Source organism: Enterobacter sp. 61D5, from assembly GCF_034107965.1.
GTDB classification, from domain to species: domain Bacteria; phylum Pseudomonadota; class Gammaproteobacteria; order Enterobacterales; family Enterobacteriaceae; genus Enterobacter; species Enterobacter cloacae_M.
In genome coordinates, this window is sequence record NZ_JAWNFK010000034.1 from 1 (window position 1) to 1,918 (window position 1,918).

General features: G+C 47.2%; 4 protein-coding genes. 2 read left to right on the forward strand and 2 right to left on the reverse strand.

Features of this window, described 5'->3' with window-relative positions; translation table 11 throughout:
* Together UTM25_RS22110 and UTM25_RS22115 are read left to right on the forward strand one after the other, a co-directional pair.
* The coding region (locus UTM25_RS22110; RefSeq protein ID WP_320715358.1) for a phage tail protein at positions 1 to 367 on the forward strand (367 nt) is incomplete at its 5' end.
* On the forward strand, positions 367 to 981 hold the full coding sequence (locus UTM25_RS22115; RefSeq protein WP_194401984.1) for a tail fiber assembly protein: 615 nt from the start codon (positions 367 to 369) through the stop codon (positions 979 to 981). The genes UTM25_RS22110 and UTM25_RS22115, both read left to right, overlap by 1 nt.
* Here UTM25_RS22115 and UTM25_RS22120 read toward each other — a convergent pair.
* Together UTM25_RS22120 and UTM25_RS22125 are read right to left on the reverse strand one after the other, a co-directional pair.
* A complete protein-coding gene (locus UTM25_RS22120; protein WP_194401983.1) occupies positions 944 to 1,552 on the reverse strand; it encodes a tail fiber assembly protein in 609 nt (202 codons plus the stop codon). The genes UTM25_RS22115 and UTM25_RS22120 overlap by 38 nt on opposite strands.
* A partial coding sequence (locus tag UTM25_RS22125; RefSeq protein WP_320715360.1) for a phage tail protein occupies positions 1,552 to 1,918 on the reverse strand: 367 nt, incomplete at its 5' end. The genes UTM25_RS22120 and UTM25_RS22125, both read right to left, overlap by 1 nt.

A 1,918-nucleotide genomic window follows, 5' to 3' on the forward strand; every position in this document is an offset into this window, starting at 1 on the left:
GCTTAAATGTAACGGCGCGGCGTTCACAGCTTCCCAATATCCGAAACTGGCGCTTGCCTATCCAACCCTCAAACTGCCAGATCTTCGCGCTGAGTTTATCCGTGGCTGGGATGATGGCAGAGGGATAGATAGCGGAAGGGGGCTGCTGTCAGCTCAGTTTGGCTCCGGGATTGGGATGTTTGTTGGCGGTTATTCTGATGGAACTGCTTATATTGCAGTAAGTGATTTCGATAGCGTTGTCGACAATAGCCCATCATGGTCACATATTAGTACCGCTGGGATGGTTTCTTCAATTACAGGGCAAAAGTCATCATTTGGCGCTCGCCCACGTAACATTGCATTCAACTACATTGTGAGGGCTGCATAATGGTGATGGCAAAATTAAACAATGATCATATCGCCATTATGGCCGGTGATATTACTGTATTTAATTATGACGATGAAACGCGCGAATATCTCTCCGAATCAGTGGAGACTTTGCCTGTTGGCGTGGGGATTCCCGCTAACTCTTGCATTGACGCACCGGGAAATAAAAAAGAGGGCTTTGTAATTTGCCGGGTAGCCAATTTTACCGCGTGGGAATATGTCATTAATCACCGTGGTGAAACGGTGTATAACAATGAAACCGGCGAGCCCTTTACCATTACTTTGCTAGGAGATTACCCGGAAAATACCACCCCCCATGCTCCAGCTACACCATACGATAAATGGGATGGCAGCAAATGGGTTACAGATTTGAATGCCCGACATTTAGCAGATGTCGCCAGTGCTGAAACTGAAAAACAGTCTAGGATCGATAAAGCCAATGATTACATCAATAGTCAACAATGGTCCGGTAAAGCAGCTATTGGGCGTCTGAAAGTAGAAGAACTGGCACAGTATAATCTGTGGTTGGACTATCTTGATGCGCTGGAAGATACAAACCCTTCCAGCGCACCAGATATTAGCTGGCCTTTACCTCCGGCTTCGGCGGAAGGTTAATTTCAGGCGCGGTACTGGTATCGACTTTAGTCAGTTTGTAACGGTACCGCTGCCATTCAGCAAGGCGCGGCATATCTGCGTCGTCAATATATCCTCCAGCCTGAGCATCTGACAGTGGGGCAATAATCCCCGCAGCCTCTGCGAGTAACGCGTTTTTTTGCCTTTCAGCCTCTGCCACATCAGCAGCATGCTGCGCTTGCGTATCGGTCACCCATTTGCTGCCATTCCATTTATCATATGGCGTAGATGGAGTCTGTGCAGTGGTGTCCTGTGGATAATCACCCGGTGCATTGATGGTAATTTTCTCACCGGTCTTTGTGCTGTATATCGTCTCACCGCGATGATCGGCAACGTCTTCCCAGGATTTGTTATCGTTCGTTCTGCAAACGGTAAAGCCGTCTTTTATTTTGCCAGGCGCATCTACACAAGAATTAGCCGGAATGCCTACGCCTACGTGCAAAAACTCTAATGATGATGAAATGTATTCGCGCGTAACTCCATCATAGTTAAATACAGTAATATCACCAGCTACTACGGCAATATGATCGCTATTTAATTCCGCCTTAGACATTATGCACCCCTCACGATGTAATTGAATGCGACGTTGCAAGGCGCTGTTTCATTTTGCCCCTCTTCAGTTAAATACACGCCACTACTCCCCGAATATGCAAAATAGGTAGTTGAAGAACTCTTGCGATAACTTTCATGTATAGCAGGAGTTTGCGACCCGTCACCATTACCAAATAATAATGCGTGGGTGTGTTTCCGCAGCTTATCAGCGGCATATGACAAAATTGTACGCCCACTATCAATGCCTCTCCCATCATCCCAGCCACGAATAAAGACGCCGCGTAAGTCTGGAAGTTTCAGGGTTGGGTATGCCAGAGCAAGATTCGGATATTGTGCAGCCGTAAATGCCGCGCCGTTACATTTAAGC

What these genes read in the sequence shown, in the direction of transcription:
- UTM25_RS22120 (WP_194401983.1), bottom strand. Translation starts at nt 1,552, where the DNA reads ATGTCTAAGGCGGAATTAAATAGCGATCATATTGCCGTAGTAGCTGGT.
- UTM25_RS22115 (WP_194401984.1), top strand. Translation starts at nt 367, where the DNA reads ATGGTGATGGCAAAATTAAACAATGATCATATCGCCATTATGGCCGGT.